The sequence below is a fragment of the Microbacterium sp. genome (assembly GCF_047602155.1).
GTDB lineage: Bacteria > Actinomycetota > Actinomycetes > Actinomycetales > Microbacteriaceae > Microbacterium.
Genome location: NZ_JASGHZ010000001.1, coordinates 1,503,701 through 1,523,106, shown reverse-complemented (window position 1 = coordinate 1,523,106; position 19,406 = coordinate 1,503,701). Strand labels below are relative to the sequence as shown.

General features: G+C 71.0%; 13 protein-coding genes and 2 pseudogenes. 6 read left to right on the top strand and 9 right to left on the bottom strand.

Annotated elements, in window-relative coordinates:
• Positions 1-81: 81 nt before the first annotated feature.
• Genes QM720_RS07005 through QM720_RS06995 form a run of 3 tightly spaced genes read right to left on the bottom strand, consistent with a single transcriptional unit; the run spans position 82 to position 2,258 of the window.
• Positions 82-759 carry a spermidine/putrescine ABC transporter substrate-binding protein gene (locus QM720_RS07005; protein ID WP_415125414.1) on the bottom strand — a complete coding sequence of 226 codons (678 nt, stop codon included), beginning with the start codon at positions 757-759 and terminating at the stop codon, positions 82-84.
• Between the two features lie 48 nt (positions 760-807).
• A complete protein-coding gene (locus QM720_RS07000; protein WP_415125413.1) occupies positions 808-1,281 on the bottom strand; it encodes a hypothetical protein in 474 nt (157 codons plus the stop codon).
• Entirely contained in the window at positions 1,281-2,258 is a 978-nt protein-coding gene (locus tag QM720_RS06995) for an ABC transporter (protein WP_415125412.1), read from the bottom strand. Before QM720_RS06995 ends, QM720_RS07000 begins: the two co-directional genes overlap by 1 nt.
• 128 nt (positions 2,259-2,386) lie before the next feature.
• Between QM720_RS06995 and QM720_RS06990 the strand changes: the two genes are divergently transcribed.
• Positions 2,387-3,049, top strand: coding sequence for a hypothetical protein (locus QM720_RS06990; protein ID WP_415125411.1), 663 nt, complete (start codon positions 2,387-2,389; stop codon positions 3,047-3,049).
• Between the two features lie 74 nt (positions 3,050-3,123).
• Here QM720_RS06990 and QM720_RS06985 read toward each other — a convergent pair whose 3' ends face one another.
• From QM720_RS06985 to pxpA, 4 genes and pseudogenes are all read right to left on the bottom strand, one after another.
• Positions 3,124-3,726: a hypothetical protein gene (locus tag QM720_RS06985; protein ID WP_415125410.1), complete on the bottom strand. Its 603-nt coding sequence runs from the start codon at positions 3,724-3,726 to the stop codon at positions 3,124-3,126.
• A gap of 239 nt (positions 3,727-3,965) precedes the next feature.
• A pseudogene (rpoC, locus tag QM720_RS06980) lies at positions 3,966-7,878 on the bottom strand (DNA-directed RNA polymerase subunit beta').
• A gap of 47 nt (positions 7,879-7,925) precedes the next feature.
• Positions 7,926-11,427: pseudogene (locus QM720_RS06975) on the bottom strand (DNA-directed RNA polymerase subunit beta).
• Positions 11,428-11,788: 361 nt separating this feature from the next.
• Positions 11,789-12,544, bottom strand: a complete 756-nt coding sequence (gene pxpA, locus QM720_RS06970) for a 5-oxoprolinase subunit PxpA (protein WP_415125409.1) — start codon at positions 12,542-12,544, stop codon at positions 11,789-11,791.
• Positions 12,545-12,710: 166 nt separating this feature from the next.
• On the opposite strand from pxpA, the gene QM720_RS06965 reads away from it, so the two are divergent.
• From QM720_RS06965 to QM720_RS06955, 3 genes are all read left to right on the top strand, one after another.
• A complete protein-coding gene (locus QM720_RS06965; protein ID WP_415125408.1) occupies positions 12,711-13,574 on the top strand; it encodes a spermidine synthase in 864 nt (287 codons plus the stop codon).
• Positions 13,575-13,655: 81 nt separating this feature from the next.
• On the top strand, positions 13,656-14,180 hold the full coding sequence (locus QM720_RS06960; protein WP_415125407.1) for a hypothetical protein: 525 nt from the start codon (positions 13,656-13,658) through the stop codon (positions 14,178-14,180).
• Between the two features lie 58 nt (positions 14,181-14,238).
• Positions 14,239-14,742: a SprT-like domain-containing protein gene (locus QM720_RS06955; RefSeq protein WP_415125406.1), complete on the top strand. Its 504-nt coding sequence runs from the start codon at positions 14,239-14,241 to the stop codon at positions 14,740-14,742.
• Here QM720_RS06955 and QM720_RS06950 read toward each other — a convergent pair.
• The gene (locus QM720_RS06950) at positions 14,729-15,409 is read right to left on the bottom strand and encodes a 2-phosphosulfolactate phosphatase (RefSeq protein ID WP_415125405.1); all 681 of its coding nucleotides are present in this window, start codon (positions 15,407-15,409) and stop codon (positions 14,729-14,731) included. The two genes, QM720_RS06955 and QM720_RS06950, sit on opposite strands and share 14 nt — an antisense overlap.
• 209 nt (positions 15,410-15,618) lie before the next feature.
• Here QM720_RS06950 and QM720_RS06945 point away from each other — a divergent pair, with 209 nt between their 5' ends.
• Positions 15,619-16,149 carry a hypothetical protein gene (locus tag QM720_RS06945; RefSeq protein ID WP_415125404.1) on the top strand — a complete coding sequence of 177 codons (531 nt, stop codon included), beginning with the start codon at positions 15,619-15,621 and terminating at the stop codon, positions 16,147-16,149.
• Between the two features lie 74 nt (positions 16,150-16,223).
• Here QM720_RS06945 and QM720_RS06940 read toward each other — a convergent pair whose 3' ends face one another.
• Positions 16,224-17,636, bottom strand: a complete 1,413-nt coding sequence (locus QM720_RS06940; protein ID WP_415125403.1) for a GntP family permease — start codon at positions 17,634-17,636, stop codon at positions 16,224-16,226.
• Positions 17,637-17,861: 225 nt separating this feature from the next.
• Between QM720_RS06940 and QM720_RS06935 the strand changes: the two genes are divergently transcribed.
• The gene (locus QM720_RS06935; protein WP_415125402.1) at positions 17,862-19,394 is read left to right on the top strand and encodes a gluconokinase; all 1,533 of its coding nucleotides are present in this window, start codon (positions 17,862-17,864) and stop codon (positions 19,392-19,394) included.
• The last annotated feature ends 12 nt before the right edge of the window (positions 19,395-19,406 follow it).

Here is a 19,406-nt window from a genome sequence, read left to right as displayed (position 1 = left end):
CGACGGCCCCACAGACGATGATGGGCCGGAGCCTGGGGGGATGGAACGGCCAATGCTAACAAAACTGTTTGTGAGAGTGCTCTAATGTTCCGCTGGGTAATCCGCAGGGCCCGGATCCGGCCCGGAATCGAACGGCGCGTCGAGCGAACGGGTCAGTTCTTCGAGCATCGCCGCGATCTGCGGCTCGACGTACTGCGAGATCGCCGCCTGGATGCGCAGGCGGTGGTGCAGCAGCACCGCGCACGCCTCCCGGCCGATCATGTTCGCGTAGTCGTCGGCGAGACCGACCTCCTGCCGCAGCGCCGCCTTGGCCTCGTCGCTGAGGGGCGGCAGGGCGGGGATGTCGGCATCCACCTCCTCGGCGAGACCGCCGATCGTGAACAGGAAAGGCGCCCCGGGCACGGGTTCGGGATCGAGCGGCAGACCCTCGAACTCGGGGTCGAGCCCCTCGGCGGGCCGGTAACTGCGGGCGCGGTTGCGGGCGGCCTGCTGGTCGAGCTCGGCCTGCAGCATGGGGAGGTTGCGCGAGGTGTACTCCGCGACGGCATGGTCGACGATCGTCTTGATGCGCGTGGACAGCCCGTGCTGCACGCCGTGCGGCACGTCGGACCCGAGGCCCGCGGCCGACAGCACCGGCGAACCGAAGCAGCGCCGGCACGGCGCCACCCGGCCGCGGTGCGTCGACGGCTCCCAGCGCGGCAGCCAGCGCAGCCAGGCGTCCACGGCCTGGCTGACCTGGGTCTCGATCGACCGCTCCACGCTGTCCATTGTCGCGGGCCCGCGCCGGAAATGCCCTGATTGGGCGGTCTACGGCTCGTCGTCGTGCTCCCAGGGCCACCGCGGTCGGGCGGCGCGGGTGCGCACGAGCGCGATGCACGCCCAGCCCGCGACGAGCGCGGCCGCGGCCAGCACGACGGCGAACCACGACGTCGCGAAACCGCCGATCGCGGCGAGGGCGAGGCCGGCATCCGTCCCCGCCAGCACCGCGCCGACCAGGAGCCCCAGCAGGTAGGCGAGAAACGCCGCCACGGCCGCGACGCCCGCCGACGCATACGACGGACGCCGGCGATGCGCCGCGATCCACATGATCCCGCCGAACGCGAGCGTCGCCAGGCCCGTGCCGACGACACCCGGCACCTGTCCGAGGCCGGGCACGGCGAGGATGTCGGCGCCCGAGTACAGGCTCACCAGGCCGAACCCCGCGATCAGCAGGGCGAAGAAGCCGACCACCGCGAAGCCCACCGCCACCGGCGGTGCGACGGAGCGGCCCGGCTCGGACATCAGCCCTGGTGGATGCGCGGACCCGCCTCGAGCGTCCGCTCGTACTCGCGCTGGGCCTCGTTGTTGAGCTCGGTGATGCGCCGGCCGCGGGCGGCGACCCACGCGCCGAACCAGATGGTCAGCTCGCGGCCCAGCACGAACGCGACGATGGCGAGCGGGGCGAGCAGCTGCGCCTCCACGAGGTCGGCGCCCTCGCGCGCCGTGAGCATCCAGAACGGCGCCTGGAACAGCTGGCCCAGGATGTGGCCGCCGTACGCGACGGCGCCGACGAGCAGGCCGAAGATCACCCAGATGCCCCAGCGCCCGCGGTTGATGATCGCGCCGAGCAGCCAGAACCCGAGGAAGAACACGACCACCGGCACCCAGAACCACCACGACAGCAGCGCCGCGGTCGCCTCGGTGCCGACGTTCGACCCGGTGACCTCACCGGTCGAGGCGCGCAGCGCGAGCGCGCCGCCGAGGTACAGCACACCGAACGAGATCGCCGCCAGCAGGCCGATCAGGCCCGCCGCGGCGCGGTTGCCGCGCGGGCGGGGCGCCTCGGGCGCCTGCACGAAGATCGGCTGCGGGGCGGGCGCTGCGACCGGGGCCACCGGCTCGGGCGCGGTGACCGCCACGGCGCCGGCCGCCGCGGCGTCTTCGGCATCGGTCGCGTAGGTCTCGTACGGGAGGGTCAGCTCGGCGTCGCGCGCGTACGACTCGGTGGGAGCATCGGCGGCACCGGAGACCGTCGTGGCGACGGTGCCGGCGTCGGCGGCGGCATCCGCGGCGTCGGTGGCGGCGTCGGCAGCGTCGGAGGCGGCGTCGGCGGCGGCATCCGCAGCGTCGGTGGCGGCGGCATCCGCGGCGGCCTCACGCGAGGCCGCTTCGGCATCGGCCAAGCCCTCGTGCGCGCTCGCGACGGCGTCGTCGATCGACGTCGCCTCGTCGGCCGGGATGTTCTCCTCGACCGGCTCGCCGTAGTTGGGGTCGCTCATGGCGTGTGCTCCTCACGCGGGACGTGTGCCGCCGCACAGCGAGCGTAACGCCGACCGCCGCCGACGACGTGGAGCGAAGCCGCCGTGTCTCGACGCCGCGCGGCACATCGGCGCCTATCGTGGACGCCATGTCCCCGCCCCGCTGCCTCGCGCTCGTCGTCGCCGCGGCGGTGCTCGCCCTCGGTGCGCTCACCGCCTGCGCCGGCACCCCCGACACCGGCGCCGCAACCGGCGGCACCGCGACCGGCGGCACCGCGACGACACCCGCCGCGACCTCGACCACGGCGGCGATCGCCGACCTCGAGGAGTTCCCGATCGGCCCGTCGACCTCGACGACGCCGCTGCCCGCCGACCTTCCGCAGGGATGCCGCGACCTCCTCACCGCCGCCGTGCTCGATCAGCTCGAGGACGTGCCGCTGAATGCCGAGGGCATGGGTGGCGGCATCCGTTCGGACAGCGCGCGGGTCTGCGTGTGGGGGGATCCGGATGCCGCCGCCACGCGCCTGGTCACGGTCATCGGCTATTCGCCCCCGCGCGAGGCGCTCGACGAGCTGTACCGGCTCGGCAACGAGGGCTTCACGTGCTACGAGCCGCAGGACGGCATCCGCTGCGAGAAGGTGTGGGACCACCCGACGTTGCCCGTCGAGCAGGGCCGCACCCTCTTCTACCGCGACGGCGTCATCATCGACACGCAGTACACGAACCTCGCGCCGACCGGCTACACCGACGCCATCATCGCGGCGCTCTGGCCGCCCGGCGGCCGCACCGCGACGCCGACGCCGACGCCGTAGTCCGCGCCGACCTGTCGGCGGCATCGATGACGACGGATGCCGCGATCGTCTGCCGCCCGGTCGCGCGGCGCCGGTCAGCCCCAGACGCGGTCCGCGGTGCGGTTCGCGTAGTCCTCCGGATGCCACCCGGTCTCCGTCGTCGACAGCCACACTCCGCCGCCGGCCTCGATCGTCTCGACGAGGTCGCCGTCGGTGCGCGTGCAGCGGGTGCGCTCGCCCTCGGTCGTGCAGGCGAAGCCGACGCCGGGCAGGGCCGCGGCCGCGATGGCGCCGGCATCCGTCGGGACCGTCGCGAGGGTCGTCGAGACGATGCCCTTGTCGGAATGCCACGAGCACGTCAGCGTCACCTGCGGCTGCAGCGCCGCGACGAGCGACTCGGCCGTGGTCACCGGCGCGGCGGTCGAGGGGGTCAGCACGGACCCGCTGGCGAACCGCAGCGACGCCCACAGCGCCTCGTCGTAGAGCTGGTCGCACTCGGTCGGCGGGCCGGCGGCGCCCGCCCCGTCACCGGTCGCGACGGCTTCCGGAGTCGCCGTCTCGTTCATCGCACTGGACACCCACGCGACGGATGCCGGAATCATCGGCGCCGCGAGCAGCGCGAGCACGCCGACGATCGCCGCGCAGCAGACGCCGACGATCCATGCGAAGGCGGCGTTGCGCCCACCGATCCGAGCCACGCCTCCAGGCTAGGCGGCACTGGCCCGCCGCCGCCGCTCCCCACCCGCGCGCCGCCAGCTTCCCCCGCCACCCCCTTCCCCCGTCCCCCGCGAAACCTCACATATGTCCGTTTCGCGCCGGCGTGTCGCGGCGTGTCGCGTACATTTGCGAGGTTTCGCGGGGTGGGGAGGGCGGGCGCGGCGAAGGCCCCAGGCAATGCCTGGAGCCTTCGCGCTTCGATCAGGTGCTCGCGCCTCGATCAGTTGTAGGTGCCGGGCGTGAAGTCGTCGGTCGTGAAGCTGTCGAAGTCGACGTAGCTCAGGTCGGCGTCGCTGTAGGCGCCGTCCGAGGCGAAGATGCGGTTGGGGTACCGCTCGCTCTTGGCCTCCTCCGTCGCCTCGACCACGACGTTGCGGTACTTCGCAAGGCCGGTGCCGGCGGGGATGAGCTTACCGATGATGACGTTCTCCTTGAGGCCGACGAGCGGGTCGCTCTTGCCCTCCATGGCCGCCTGCGTGAGGACGCGGGTGGTCTCCTGGAACGACGCCGCCGACAGCCACGACTCCGTCGCGAGCGACGCCTTCGTGATGCCCATCAGCTCGGGACGACCCGACGCGGGGCGCTTGCCCTCGGCCACGGCCTCGCGGTTGATCTGCTGGTAGCGCTTGAAGTCCACCAGCTCACCCGGCAGCAGCGAGGTGTCGCCGTGGTCGACCACGGTGACCTTGCGCAGCATCTGGCGCACGATGACCTCGATGTGCTTGTCGTGGATCGGCACACCCTGCGAGCGGTACACGCCCTGCACGCCGCCGACGAGGTACTTCTGCACCTCGCGGGCACCCTGCACGCGCATGACCTCCTTGGGGTCGAGCGTTCCGACGAGGATCGGCTGACCCACCGTGACGTGCTGCCCGTCCTCGACCAGCAGCGTCGCGCGCTTGAGCACCGGGTAGACGTGCGGCTCGTCGCCGTTGTCGGGCGTGAGGATGACCTTCTTCGACTTGTCGGTCTCGTCGATCGTGATGCGGCCGTCGGCCTCGGCGATCGGCGAGGCGCCCTTGGGGGTACGCGCCTCGAAGAGCTCCTGCACGCGCGGCAGACCCTGCGTGATGTCGTCGGCCGACGCGGAACCACCGGTGTGGAAGGTACGCATCGTCAGCTGCGTGCCGGGCTCACCGATCGACTGCGCCGCGATGATGCCGACGGCCTCGCCGATGTCGACGAGCTTGCCGGTCGCGAGCGAGCGGCCGTAGCAGCGCGCGCAGACGCCGACCGCGGAGTCGCAGGTCAGCACGGAGCGGACCTTGATGGACTCGACACCGGCATCCACCAGCTTGTCGATGAGCACGTCGCCCACGTCGTCGCCGGCCGCGGCCACGACCTCGCCCGAGGGCGCGACCACGTCGGCGGCCAGCGTGCGGGCGAACACCGAGTTCTCGACGTTCGCGTCGCGCACCAGCGTGCCGTCGGCACCCGGAGCGGCGATCGTGAACTCGAGGCCCTTCGCGGTGCCGCAGTCGTCCTCGCGGATGATGACGTCCTGCGAGACGTCGACGAGACGGCGGGTCAGGTAGCCCGAGTCGGCGGTGCGCAGGGCCGTGTCGGCCAGACCCTTACGGGCACCGTGCGTCGCGGTGAAGTACTCCGCCACGGAAAGCCCCTCGCGGTACGAGGAGATGATCGGGCGGGGCATGATCTCACCCTTGGTGTTGTTCACCAGACCCCGGATGCCGGCGATGTTACGAATCTGCAGCCAGTTACCACGGGCACCCGACGAGACCATCCGGTTGATGGTGTTGTCGGCCGGGAAGTTGGCCTTCATCGCGGCCTGCACCTCGTCGGTCGCCTCGGTCCAGATCTTGATCTGCTCCTGACGACGCTCGGCGTCGGTGACGAGACCCTTCTCGAACTGGCCCTGGACCTTCTGCGCCTGCTTCTCGTACTTGGCGATGATCTCGCCCTTGTCCGGCGGGGTCAGGATGTCGGAGAGAGCCACCGTGACGCCCGAGCGGGTCGCCCAGTAGAAGCCGGCATCCTTGATGCGGTCCAGCGATGCCGCGACCTCGACCTTGGGGTACTCCTCGGCGAGCTTGTTGACGATCTGCGACAGCTTGCCCTTGTCGGCCTGTTCGCGCACGAACGGGTAGCCCTTGGGGAGGGTGTCGTTGAAGATCGCCTGACCGAGCGACGCGTCGACCAGCCCGTGCCCCTTTTTCTGGACGGTCCCGTCACCGTCAAGGACGTCCCCGTAACCCTCGGGCGCTTCGCCCTCGAGGAACGACAGACCGGGGATGCGGACGCGGACCTTGGCCTGCAGGTCGAGGGTGCCCTCGTCCTTCGCCAGGATCGCCTCGCCGACCGAGCCGAACACGCGACCCTCGCCGCGCGCACCCTCCTTGACCGTGGTCAGGTGGTGCAGGCCGATGATCATGTCCTGCGAGGGCAGGGTGACCGGGCGGCCGTCGGACGGCTTCAGGATGTTGTTCGACGCGAGCATGAGCACGCGGGCCTCGGCCTGCGCCTCGACCGACAGCGGCAGGTGCACGGCCATCTGGTCACCGTCGAAGTCGGCGTTGAACGCCGCGCACACGAGCGGGTGCAGCTGGATGGCCTTGCCCTCGACGAGCTGCGGCTCGAAGGCCTGGATGCCGAGGCGGTGCAGCGTGGGCGCACGGTTGAGCAGCACGGGGCGCTCGCGGATGATCTCCTCGAGCACGTCCCACACCTCGGGGCGCGTGCGCTCGACGGCGCGCTTGGCGGCCTTGATGTTCTGCGAGTGACCGAGGTCGATGAGGCGCTTGATGACGAACGGCTTGAACAGCTCGAGCGCCATCTGCTTCGGCAGACCGCACTGGTGGAGCTTGAGCTGCGGGCCGACGATGATGACCGAACGGCCCGAGTAGTCCACGCGCTTGCCGAGCAGGTTCTGGCGGAACCGGCCCTGCTTGCCCTTGAGCATGTCGCTCAGCGACTTCAGCGCACGGTTGCCGGTACCGGTGACCGGGCGGCCGCGGCGGCCGTTGTCGAACAGCGCGTCGACGGCCTCCTGCAGCATGCGCTTCTCGTTGTTCACGATGATCTCGGGAGCCCCGAGGTCGATGAGGCGACGCAGGCGGTTGTTGCGGTTGATCACGCGACGGTACAGGTCGTTCAGGTCGCTCGTGGCGAAGCGGCCACCGTCGAGCTGCACCATCGGGCGCAGCTCCGGCGGGATCACCGGGACGACGTCGAGCACCATGGATGCCGGGGTCATGCCGGTCTGCAGGAACGAGTTGACGACCTTCAGGCGCTTGATCGCGCGGATCTTGCGCTGGCCCTTGCCCTCGGAGATCTGCAGGTGCAGCGACTCGGCCTCGGCGGCCAGGTCGAACGCGATCAGGCGACGCTGGATCGCCTCGGCGCCCATGTAGGCCTCGAAGTACTGGCCGAAGCGGTCCTGCAGCTCGTGGAAGACGTCGTCCTCCTGCTTGAGCTGGCCGACCTCGAGGCCGCGGAACTCCTCCCACATGCGCTCGAGCTTCGCGATCTGCTCGTCGGCGTTCTTGCGGATGGATGCCATCTCCTTCTCGGCGGCATCCTTGACCTTCTTCTTCTGGTCGGCCTTGGCACCCTCGGCCTCCAGGGCCGCGAGCTCGTCCTCCAGCTTCTGCAGACGCGTCGCCACGCGGGCGTCGCGGCGGTCGCCGAGGTTCTTGATCTCCAGGCGCAGGTTCGCCTCGTGGGTCGGCAGGTCGCGGTGGCGCGCCTCTTCGTCGACCGAGATCACCATGTACGCGGCGAAGTAGATGACCTTCTCGAGGTCACTTCGGCGCCATGTCGAGCAGGTACCCGAGGCGCGACGGGACGCCCTTGAAGTACCAGATGTGGGTGACGGGCGCGGCGAGCTCGATGTGGCCCATGCGCTCACGGCGCACCGACGACTTCGTCACCTCGACGCCGCAGCGCTCGCAGACGATGCCCTTGAAGCGCACGCGCTTGTACTTGCCGCAGGCGCACTCCCAGTCGCGCGAGGGGCCGAAGATCTGCTCGCCGAACAGACCGTCCTTCTCGGGCTTGAGGGTGCGGTAGTTGATGGTCTCGGGCTTCTTGACCTCGCCGTACGACCAACGACGGATGTCGTCGGCGGTGGCCAGGCCGATGCGAAGCTGTTCGAAAGTGGTGGACTCGAGCACTGGTTCTCCTGTGTCGGAATTCTGTAAACGGATGCCGGTGGGTCGCGTCAGATCTCGTCGATCGACGAGGACTCGAACCGGGTGGAGATGTTGATGCCGAGCTCTTCCGCCGCGCGGAAGGCCTCATCATCCGTGTCGCGGAGGTTGACCGCGGTGCCGTCGGCGGCGAGGAACCTCGACGTTCAGGCAGAGCGACTGCATCTCCTTCATGAGCACCTTGAACGACTCCGGGATGCCGGGCTCCTGGATGTTCTCGCCCTTGACGATGGCCTCGTAGACCTTCACGCGGCCCACGATGTCGTCGGACTTGATCGTGAGGAGCTCCTGCAGCGCGTACGCAGCGCCGTAGGCCTCGAGGGCCCACACCTCCATCTCGCCGAAGCGCTGGCCGCCGAACTGCGCCTTACCACCCAGCGGCTGCTGCGTGATCATCGAGTAGGGGCCGGTGGAGCGGGCGTGGATCTTGTCGTCGACCAGGTGGTGCAGCTTCAAGATGTACATGTAGCCGACCGAGATGGGCGCCGGGAAGGGCTCGCCGGAGCGGCCGTCGAACAGCTGGGTCTTGCCCGAGCTGTCGATCAGCCGCACGCCGTCGCGCGTCTTGGTGGTCGAGTCGAGCAGGCCCGCGATCTCGGCCTCGTGCGCGCCGTCGAACACCGGGGTCGCGACCTTCGTGCCGGGCGCGGCCTCGCGGGCCTCCTCCGGCAGGTGCACGGCCCACTCCGGGGTGCCCTCGACCTTCCAGCCCTGCTGGGCGATCCACCCGAGGTGGGTCTCCAGCACCTGGCCGAAGTTCATCCGGCCGGGGATGCCGAGCGGGTTCAGGACGACGTCGACCGGCGTGCCGTCGGCGAGGAACGGCATGTCCTCGACCGGCAGGATCTTCGCGATGACGCCCTTGTTGCCGTGACGGCCGGCGAGCTTGTCGCCCTCGGTGATCTTGCGCTTCTGGGCGATGTAGACCACGACGCGGCGGTTGACGCCCGAGCCGAGCTCGTCGTCGCCGTCCTCGGCGTTGAACTCCTTGACGGCGATGATCGTGCCCTGCTCGCCGTGGGGCACCTTCAGCGAGGTGTCGCGGACTTCGCGGCTCTTCTCGTTGAAGATCGCGCGCAGCAGGCGCTCTTCGGCCGACAGCTCGGTCTCGCCCTTGGGCGTGACCTTGCCGACGAGGATGTCGCCGGGGCGCACCTCGGCGCCGATGCGGACGATGCCGCGCTCGTCGAGATCCTTCAGCAGGTCGGGGCTGACGTTGGGGAGGTCACGGGTGATCTCCTCCTTGCCGAGCTTGGTGTCGCGGGCATCCACCTCGTACTCCTCGATGTGGATCGAGGAGAGCGTGTCGTTCTTGACGAGATCCTGGCTGAGGATGATGGCGTCTTCGAAGTTGTGACCCTCCCACGTCATGAACGCGACGAGCAGGTTCTTGCCGAGCGCGAGCTCGCCGTTCTCCGTCGCGGGGCCGTCGGCGATGACCTCGCCGGCCTCGATGCGGTCGCCCGCGCTGACGATGACGCGCTGGTTGTACGACGTGCCCTGGTTGGAGCGGTCGAACTTGCGCAGGAAGTAGTCCTGCGTGCCGCCCTCGTCGAGCTGGATCGTGACGACGTCGGCCGAGACCTCGGCGACGACACCGGCCTTGTCGGCGGTGATGACGTCACCGGCGTCGATGGCCGCGAAGCCCTCCATGCCGGTGCCGACGACGGGCGACTCGCTGCGCAGCAGCGGCACGGCCTGACGCTGCATGTTCGCACCCATGAGGGCGCGGTTGGCGTCGTCGTGCTCGAGGAACGGGATGAGGGAGGTCGCGACCGACACCATCTGGCGCGGCGACACGTCCATGTAGCCGATCTCGTCGGCGTGGAACATGTCGACCTCGCCGCCCTGGCCGCGGCGGGCCAGCACGCGCTCGGTGGTGAACTTGCCGTTGCGGTCGAGCTCGGCACCGGCCTGCGCGACGATGTAGTCGTTCTCCTCGGATGCCGTCAGGTAGTCGATCTGGTCGGTCACCTTGCTGTCGACGACACGACGGTACGGGGTCTCGATGAACCCGAACGCGTTGATGCGCGCGAACGACGCGAGCGAGCCGATGAGGCCGATGTTCGGGCCTTCCGGGGTCTCGATCGGGCACATGCGGCCGTAGTGCGACGGGTGCACGTCGCGGACCTCGACGCCGGCGCGCTCACGCGACAGGCCGCCGGGGCCGAGCGCCGACAGGCGGCGCTTGTGGGTCAGGCCCGCGAGCGGGTTGTTCTGGTCCATGAACTGCGACAGCTGCGACGTGCCGAAGAACTCCTTGATCGCGGCCACGACGGGGCGCACGTTGATCAGGGTCTGGGGCGTGATCGCCTCGATGTCCTGCGTCGTCATGCGCTCGCGGACGACGCGCTCCATGCGCGACAGGCCCGTGCGCACCTGGTTCTGGATGAGCTCGCCCACGGCGCGGATGCGGCGGTTGCCGAAGTTGTCGATGTCGTCGACGTCCAGGCGGATCTCGGCGGGGGCGCCGCCGCGGATGCCGGGGATCGAAGCGTCGCCGCGGTGCAGCGCGACGAGGTACTTGATCGTCGCGACGATGTCGGCGACGGTCAGCACCGAGTCGCTCAGCGGAGCGTCCAGGCCCAGCTTCTGGTTGATCTTGTAGCGACCCACCTTGGCCAGGTCGTAGCGCTTCGAGTTGAAGTAGAAGTTGTCCAGCAGCGCGCGGGCGGCCTCGGCGGCGACCTGCTCGCCCGGACGGAGCTTGCGGTAGATGTCGCGCAGCGCATCTTCCTTCGTGAGGATCGTGTCCTTGCTCAGCGTGTCTTCGATCGACTCGTAGCCGGCGAACTCGGCCAGGATGTCCTCGCTCGACAGGCCGAGGGCCTTGAGGAACACGGTGACCGACTGCTTGCGCTTGCGGTCGATGCGCACGCCGACCTGGTCGCGCTTGTCGATCTCGAACTCGAGCCACGCACCGCGGCTCGGGATGATGCGGGCGCTGACGATGTCCTTGTCGGAGGTCTTGTCCGGTGTCTTGTCGAAGTAGACGCCGGGGCTGCGCACCAGCTGGGAGACCACGACACGCTCGGTGCCGTTGATGATGAACGTGCCCTTGTCGGTCTGCAGCGGGAAGTCGCCCATGAAGACGGTCTGGGTCTTGATCTCACCCGTGAGGTGGTTCATGAACTCGGCCTCGACGTACAGCGGGGCGGCGTAGGTCTTGCCGCGCTCCTTGCACTCCTCGATCGAGTACTTCTCCGGCTCGAGGTAGGGGTTCGTGAAGCCCAGCTGCATCGTCTCGCCGAGATCCTCGATGGGCGAGATCTCCTCGAAGATCTCCTCGAGGCCGCTGGTCTCGGGCACGTCGGTGCGCCCGGCATCCTGCGCCTGTGCCACGCGAGCCTTCCAGGCGTCGTTGCCGACGAGCCAGTCGAAAGACTCCGTCTGCAGCGCGAGAAGGTCGGGGACCGTCAGCGTGTCGGAGATCTTGGCGAACGACAGGCGCGAAGCGCCGCGGCCGTTCTTGGGGGTGGTGGTGGAGTTGGTTGCGTTGCGCGCAGCAGCCAAGGGAATTACCTCCATGAGCCCGGGCAGGGGCTGGTTTCCTTGTCGTCAGGTGGAGTGCTCCCGATCCGCCCGCGCGACTGATTCAGCGCGGGCACACGCCGACCACCATATGAGGGCATGGGGGAAGGGAGCGCAACTACCCACTATAGCCCGCGCGACGCGCCATGTCCAATCGGTTCCTTGACGCTTCGTGCCTGCTGCGGTATAACCCGCCGCCCGCCCCGCCCTGCACCCCCGCGAAACCTCGCATATGTCCGCGTTCGCACGGCGTGTGACGGCGTGTCGCGGACATCTGCGAGGTCTCGCGAAACCTCGCAGATGTCCGGTTCCGCGGAGCCCGCGGGACCTGCGGGGCGCGGGATCACCACGCCGCCCGCACCTCGATGCCGGCCGCGTCCAGCGCGGCCCGCACGGCGCGCGCCATCGCGACGGCGCCCGGCGAGTCGCCGTGGACGCACAGCGACACGGCATCCGCGGCGACGAGCGAGCCGTCGACCGCCTCGACCACGCCCGCGCAGGCCAGGCGCACCGCGCGCGCCGCCACCTCGTCGGGGTCGTGCAGCAGGGCGCCGGGGGTCTCGCGCGGCACGAGTCCTCCGCCCGGCAGGTAGCCGCGGTCGAGGAACGCCTCGCGCAGGAACGGCAGCCCGGCGCCGGCGGCGGCGCGGGTGATCTCGCCGTCCAGCCCGAGGATCGGGACGGCGCGGCCCAGGCGCTCCGACAGGGCAGCGACGGCATCCGTCACGGCCTTCGCCTGCGCGCGATCGTCGCGGATGGCGTGATAGAGCCCGCCGTGCGGCTTGACGTAGCGGATGTCGGCCCCGGCGTCGGCGAGCGCCGTCAGTTGCGCGGCGACGCTCGCACGCAACTCGGCGACCGGGAGGAGCATGCGGGTGCGGCCGAAGCCGGGCCTGTCGGGATAGGACGGGTGCGCCCCGACGGCGACCCCGCGGGCCGCCGCGCGGGCGACGGCCTCGCGCATCGAGGAGAGGTCGCCGGCGTGCCCGCCGCAGGCGATCGAGGCGCTGGAGACCACGGCGAACATCGCCGCGTCGTCGGCCGTCGGCACCCCGTCGACGGTCTCGCCGAGGTCGGCGTTGAGGTCGATCGCGCGCATGGCCCCACGCTACCGGCCCACCCTGCCCTCACCCCGCCCCCGCCTGCCCCGCGAAACCTCGCAAATGTACGCGACACGCCGCAAAACGCCGTGCGAAACGTACATTCGGGAGGTTTCGCGAGACCTCGCAAATGTACGCGCGTGGGGAGGTCGGTAGCGTGGGGGGATGGCCCGGGCACGCGTGGAGGACGACGCCGCGCAGACACGCCTGTCCGACGGCTCGATCGCCCGCGTCGTGCCCAGCCGCTTCGCCGGCGGCTACGAGCTCGACGTCGACGGCACGCCGCAGTCGCACGTCGACCTCGACGACCCGAGCCACCTGCACTTCGAATACGTCGCGCGGATGGGCGCGGTGATCGACCGGCTGCGGATGCCGGGGCAGCCCCTCACCGCCGTCCACCTCGGCGCCGGCGCGCTGACGCTCCCCCGCTACGTCGCGCACACGCGGCCCGGCTCGCGCCAGCAGGTGATCGAGCTGGAGCAGCCGCTCGTCGACCTCGTCCGCGACCGGCTGCCGCTGCCGCGCGGCGCCCAGGTGCGGGTGCGCATCGGCGACGCGCGCACCGTCGCCGAACGGCTGCCCGCGGGGCTTCGGGGCACCGCCGACCTCGTCGTCTCCGATGTCTTCGCCGGAGCCCAGACCCCCGCGCACCTCACGACCGTCGAGTACTTCCGGACGCTCGCGGGGCTCCTCGCGCCCGGCGGCGTGCTGCTCGTCAACGTCGCCGACGGCGCCGGCCTCGCATTCGCGCGCCGCCAGGTCGCGACCGTGCGCGCCGTGCTGCCCGAGGTGATCGTGCTCGCCGAGGTGCAGACGCTCAAGGGCCGCCGGTTCGGCAACCTCGTCATCGCCGCCTCGCCCGCCCCGCTGCCCGTCGAGTGGCTGCCACGGCTCATGGCGGCCGGACCGCACCCGGCGAAGGTGGCGCAGGGCGCCGAGCTCGACGAGTTCGTGCGCGGCGCGCGGGTGGCCACCGACGCCGATGCGACGGCGTCGCCGAAGCCGGCGGCATCCGTCTTCGAACGCTGAACCGGCGTGGCCTGTCCGCATGCGGCGGATGCCGGGCGACACTGGTTACGGGCGCGCGCCGCACGACGGAAGGGGATGCCGGTGAGCTACATCAAGGGATACGACCCGGAGACCCTGCGCGAGATCGTCGACGCGCACCAGTGCCGCGAGCGCCTGGACGAGCTGGGCGACCAGCGCAGCCTGCCGGCGCTGCTGGAGCGGGTGTGGCTGCTCAAGGTGCTCGGCCGGCTGGAGGACGCCCTCGTCGTCTCGGAGCAGTCGGTGCGCGTCGCCCGGATGGGCGGCACCCGCAAGGATCTGCTGCGCGCACGGATCCTGCACGCCAGCGTGCTGCAGCTGCGCGGCGCGTACGCGGCGGCGCAGCAGGAGCTCACGACGTGCGCGGAAGAGGCCGAGGGCCAGGGCTGGGCGTCGCTGGCGGCGTTTGCCTACCAGCACCGCGGCAAGGTCAGCTTCGACGCCGAGGAGTATCTGCAGGCGCGCAGCGACTTCAAGCGGTGGCTGCTGCTGCGGCAGGAATCCGGCGCGCCGGACGACGAACTGGAACCGGCGATCGTCGCGATCGAGGCGGCGGAGCGGCGCCGTTCGTCCGCCGTCGCCAGCTGAATGTCGGACGTCCCGCGTAGCGTTTCGCGCATGCGCAAATGCCGGGGGGTGAGGTGCGATGTCTGATCGGCTGTGGGTCGTGATCGCCGCCGAGGCGCTCATCGCCCGGCACCTCGACGACTCGTGGACGTTCGCGTTCGACAATGCGAAGCGCCGTGCCGGCGCGTGCGACTACACGCGCAAGCGCATCACGGTGTCGCGGTACCTGTCGGCGCGCTACGACGACGAGACCAACCGGCAGACGCTGCTGCACGAGGTCGCGCACGCCCTCGCCGGGGCGCGCGCCGGACACGGCCCGGTGTGGAAGCGCATCGCCCGGTGCCTCGGGTACACCGGCGGCACGACCCACCACGGCGAGACCGCCGTGGAGCTGGCGCCGTGGGTCGGGACGTGCCCGGTCGGCCACGTCGTCTACCGGCACCGCCGGGCGACCCGCGCGACCTCGTGCGCGCGCTGCTCGCGCACCTTCGACGAGCGGTTCGTGTTCGCGTGGAGCCGCCGCGAGATCACGCCCGCCACCCGGCGCGCGGCGCTGACCCCGCGGGAGTTCAGTACGCCGTGAACACGCCGTCGCGCAAGACGGGGACAGAGGCGGCCGCATCAAGAGCTGCCGCCGCCAGCGCCTCGTCGCGGGCACCGCGGTCGATGAGCTCCTGACCCGAGCCGCTCGCGGTGAGGAGGTGGCGCGTCGCGCCGCGGAGCCCGCGGAACGCCTCGCCCGCGGCAGCAGCCTCGGGCGACGTGTGGTCGAGGCCGAGGGCGCCGAGCGCGTCGATGACGGCGCCCGCACCGAGCAGGTCTTCGACGGCGAAGCGCAGGGCGCCGGCCGTCATCGCCGCGGCATCCGCTGCGGGCACCGACCCGACCGGCGCCGCCCGGTGCTCGCGCTCGCCGCAGGCGATGACGGCGACGCTCGTGCGCGCGGCCCGGCGGCGCTGCTCGGCGAGCACGACGCCCGCGACGGCCGACGCGTTGCGCAGGCATCCGAGCAGTACGGTCGCACCGGTGGCCGCGGCCGCGCGCGCGACGACCGCGCCGTCGACGGACCTGCGGGCACCGTCGCCGGCAAGCGGCACGGCGTGCCCGGCATCCACCCGATCGGTGACGGCCGTCGAGAACCGCAGGACGTCGACGACGACCACGAGGTCGCTCGGCGCGAGCCGGGCGAGCCCCGCCGCACCCCACTCGAGACGCACCTGATAGCGGGACTGGTCGAACGGCGAACTCACCCGACCAGGCTACGACCCGCCCCACCCGCGCCCCGCGTGCCAAACGCAGGCTCAACCGACCACCCAGACCCCCACAGAGCTCCCTGAGGGCGTTTCACCCTGCATTTGGCACAACCTCTCGGCGTGCCCGCCGACCGCGCCCGCCCCGCCGGCCCTGCCGGTGCCGGGCGGCCGCGCCGCCCGGTACCGGCGGGTGCCAGACTGGCGGCATGCGCATCATGCTCAAGCTCGTCTTGGACTGCGACGCCGACGCGGCGTGGCGCGCGCTGCACTCGCCGCGCGTGGTTGCCGACCTGTACGGACCGATCCTCGACCTCGAGCCGATGGCGGCGGGCGGGATGCCGGCCACCCTCGACCGCGGCGCGGACATCCCCGTGCGCCTGCGCCTGGGCGGGGCGGCATCGGGCGTGGCCCGCGGGGTCACGCTGGGGAGCCAGCTCATCCACATCAGCGAGCGGACGGCGTCCGACGACGGCGAGGTGCGGATCCTGCGCGACAGCGGCATCCCGCTCACGGGCCCGCTGGCCGCCCTGGACGTGTGGGACCACCAGATGGCCGTCGCGCCCGCGCCCGGCGACCCCGCCCGCACGCTGTGGCGTGAGCGCCTCGTCATCGGCGGCGCCGCCGCCCTGCCGCTGTGGCCCGTGCTGTGGACGACGTGGCAGTGGCGCGGGGCGCGCCTGCGCGCCCTCGCTCCCACCTGGGCGTACGACCCGGAAGCCGAGCAGGTCGGGGACTGAGGCCGGCGCCGCCGCTGTCACGACGAGGGCGCCCCCGGAATCCCGGCGGCGCCCTCGTGGCATGCGGGATGCCGTCAGACGACGAGTCCCAGGAGCAGCACACCGGCCAGGCCCACGACCGAGACCGCGCACTCCATGAGCGACCAGGTCTTGAAGGTCTGGGTGACGGTCATGCCGAAGTACTCCTTCACCAGCCAGAACCCGGCGTCGTTGACGTGCGACAGGAAGACGGATCCCGCGCCGATGGCGAGCACCATGAGGGCGACGTGCGTGTCGCTGAGCTCTCCCACCAGCGGCGCCATGATGCCCGCCGCGGTGATCGTCGCGACGGTCGCCGAGCCGGTCGCGATGCGGATGGCGACCGCGACGAGCCAGCCCGCGAGCAGGAGCGGCATGCCGGACCCGGCGATGCCGCTGCCGATCACCTGACCGACTCCGGAGTCGACGAGCGTCTGCTTGAAGCCACCACCGGCACCCACGATCAGCAGGATCGAGGCGATCGGAGCGAAGGATGCCCCGGTCTCGCTCGCGACCTCGGCTGTCGAGCGTCCGAGGCCGAGACCGAGCACCCACATCGCGTACAGCGACGTGATGAGCAGAGCCTGCAGCGGAGTGCCGATGAAGACCAGCACCTGGCCGACCGGGCTGGTGTTCAGTGCCAGCGCCTTCACCGTGGTCATGATCAGCATGAGCACGACCGGCATGAGCACGACGGACAGCGCGATGCCGAACGACGGCCGGCGTCCGGTGTGGGCGCGGTCGGCCGGGCCGAGCAGCTTGTCGGACGCGTGGATCGGCACCCACCTCGCCATCGGCTTCGCGATGATCGGGCCGGCGACGATCACCGTCGGGATCGCAACCAGCAGCCCCAGTGCGAGGGTGAGCCCGAGGTTGGCGCCGAGCGCGTCGATGGCGATCAGCGGGCCCGGGTGCGGCGGCACGAGGCCGTGCAGGGCGGAGAGGCCGGCGAGCGCCGGGATGCCGACCAGGATGACCGGCAGCTTCGCCCGTTTGGCCACGAGCATGACGATGGGGATCAGCAGCACGACGCCGACCTCGAAGAACAGCGGGATGCCGATGATGAACGCGGCGAACGCCATCGCCCACGGCAGTCGCTTGGCGGGCGTCTTGGCGAGGATCGTGTCGACGATCTCGTCGGCGCCGCCGGACTCGGTGAGGAACCGGCCGATCACCGCGCCCAGCACGATCAGGACGCCGACACCGCCGACGGTGGCGCCCAGGCCCGTGGAGAACGACGTGAACGAGTTCTCGAAGCCCATGTTGGCGGCGACCGCCATGACCGCCGAGCCCAGCATGAGGGCGAAGAACGGATGCATCTTCACCCAGATGATGAGGACCACGATCAGGAGGATCGAGACGATCGCGGCGATGATCAGCTGGACGGTGTCCGCGGCGGGGGCCGTTGACGAATCCGCCAGGGGAACGATCGTGGCCACGGCGGGAAGGATCGAGGAGAGAAGACTCATCCGCGGCACCTCCCCGTGGTGACGGATGCGATGGGTGAGTGCATGACGTGTGCTCCTTTGCTGCATGCCCGAGTCCGCGTCGTCGCCGGCTCGGAAGGTGCCGCTCACACTACTCGCCCGGAGCCGCCGGCCGCGACAGGATATGCGGCCACCCGCGCTCTCCGTTAGCATCGGCGCCAAGGTGTCGCCGCGAGCGGACCGATCACCGCGATCGAGGGAGATGGCATGGTCCGATACGAATTGGTGGATACGAGCGATGTCTCCACGATTCCGCACGCCCGGTCCATCCCGCTCGCCGAAGCGGCGGGGCCGCTCGTCCTGGCGATCGACATCGGCTCGGGATCGACCCGATGCTGCCTCTACGACGGATACGGCCGCCCCATCAAGAGGCGCACGGTCAAGGCCGACCATGCCTTCACCGAAGCCGCCGACGGCACCGCCGAGATCGACGCCGATCAGGTCACCGACGAGGTGTCGGCCGTCATCACCGGCGTCGTCGCCGATCTGGAACCGGGGGCGATCGCGGGCGTCGTGATGGACACCTTCGCGTCGTCGCTGGTGTGCGTCGATGCCCAGGGCGACGCCCTGACGCCCTGCTTCACCTACGCGGACTCGCGCTCGGCCGCGCAGCTGGCGGCGCTGCGCGAGCGGCTCGACGAGTCGGCCGTCCACCAGCGCATCGGCGCGCGGCTGCACACCAGCTACCACCCGCCGCGCCTGCTGTGGCTCCGCGACACCATGCCCGAGGTCGTCGCCAAGACGGCGAAGTACCTCTCGCTCGGCGAGTACATCTACGCCAAGCTCGCCGGCATCGCGGGGGCGGCGACGTCGACCATGGCGTGGGCCGGCATCCTGAATCGTCACACGCTGGAGCTCGACGAGGAACTGCTCTCGGCCGCCGGCGTCACGAAGGACCAGTTCGCGCCGATCGTGGACCCGGATCAGCCGATCCGCGACGTCTCCCCCGCGGTCGCGGAGCGCTGGCCGGCTCTGTCCGGGGCGGCCTGGTTCCCCGCGATCCCCGACGGCTATGCGTCGAACATCGGCGTCGGCGCCGACACCCCGTCGGTCGCGGCACTGTCGGCGGCGACGTCCGGGGCGATCCGGGTCATCGTTCCCGGAACCCCCGAGGTTCTCCCGCCCGGCCTGTGGGCGTACTCCGTCTCGCACACCCAGTCGATCGTCGGCGGCGCCCTCAACGACGTCGGTCGGGTCATGGCCTGGCTGCAGTCCACGCTGGCCCCCGTCGCCCCGGAGGAGGTACACGACGCCCTCACCGCACCGCCGCGCTCCGACACGCCGCTCGTGCTGCCCTTTTTCACCGGCGAGCGCGCGACCGGGTGGGCGGGCAACGCCCGCGCCGTGTTCACCGGCGTCTCGTCGTCGACCACGACGCTCGACCTGTGGCGCGGGGCGGCGGAGGGCGTGGCACTCTCGTACGCCCGCGTCTTCGAGCAGTTGGTGCTCGCCAACCCCCAGCTGAAGCGGGTGATCGCCTCGGGCGGGGTGACCGGCGACGTCCCCGGGCTGATGCAGATCGTCGCGCAGGCCATCGGCTTCCCGGTGCAGGTCGTCGATGTCAAGCGCGTGACCATGCGCGGCGCCGCCGTGCTGGCGGCCTCGGTGCTGCAGCCCGGTCGACTGGCGGCCCTCATCCCGCCCACCGAGTTGACCGAACCGAGCGCCGACCAGCGGGCCTACTACGCCGACCTGCTCGCGCGCTTCACCGCCGTGTACGAGGGCGTCATCGCCCAGTAGTCGCGGCGATGA